The sequence below is a fragment of the Streptomyces sp. WM4235 genome, from assembly GCF_001279725.1.
Taxonomy (GTDB): Bacteria; Actinomycetota; Actinomycetes; order Streptomycetales; family Streptomycetaceae; genus Streptomyces.
The window spans coordinates 1-839 of the sequence record NZ_LGDE01000220.1 but is presented as its reverse complement, the minus strand read 5'-3'; the positions used below and the strand labels follow the sequence as shown (position 1 = coordinate 839).

General features: G+C 72.7%; 1 protein-coding gene. It reads right to left on the bottom strand.

Annotated elements, in window-relative coordinates; genetic code table 11:
- Window positions 1-312: 312 nt before the first annotated feature.
- Window positions 313-839 (bottom strand): hypothetical protein (locus ADK55_RS16565; protein WP_159041420.1); only part of this gene is annotated, 527 nt, incomplete at its 5' end.

Below are 839 nucleotides of genomic sequence, written 5' to 3'. Positions count from 1 at the left end.
GTGTGAGGCGGTGTGGGGATGAGCCGCGGTGGTGGTGCGCACTTGGCGCGGTCCTGACTGCCGATCGGCGCGTGCCGGGATCAGCTCCGGGATTCCTGCGCGGGCGGGTCGGGGTGACGGCCTGCCGTCGCGTTCCGCCGCTGCGGGCCGGTCGGGGTTTCGCGGGCCGGCCGGCCACGGCCGGCCCGCCCGCTTCCGGGGCGCTGCGGCCCCCCGGAAGCGGGCGCGTCAACGGCGGCCGCTTGCGTGACCTGACCGCCCGGTCGGTCCCGGGGGCGGGGCGCGGCGTGAGCCGCGCCCCGGGGCGGCCTGTCAGCGCGTGTGCTCGGGGCATCCGTAGATGGCCCGGTAGTAGTCGGCCTGGGCGGCCTTGACGAACCGAACCGTTCCGGGGGCTCCGCACGGGGGGTGCCCGAACTGGCTCGTGAATCCCGGTTCCGTGGGCTGATTCCTGCCGTGGTAGCTGATGGGCACGCGGCGCCACGTGGCGTCACACGAACCGAAAACCTTGTGGACGCTGTTGTCGGGGGCGCGGGTTACTGCCGTGCGGCGCATCTCGGCGTCCCTTTCGGCCTCGTCAGCCTCGTACTGGCGGCGGGCCAGCCGTACGGCGTGATTGGTGCTCGTCGCCTCAATGACAAGGAACTGCAAGGGGGACTGGGACTCGTCCACGCCTTCCGTGATCCACTCCTCCCGGGCCTCGTAGGCAGCGCGGTCGGTGGGTGCGGGTTCGGCCAGCAGGATGCGGCGGGGGCGAGAGGACCTGGGCGGCTGGCGGCGGCAGGGGTACTGGTCCTCGGCAACGACGAAATAGGGGGGGAGTTGGTTGACCGAATCCA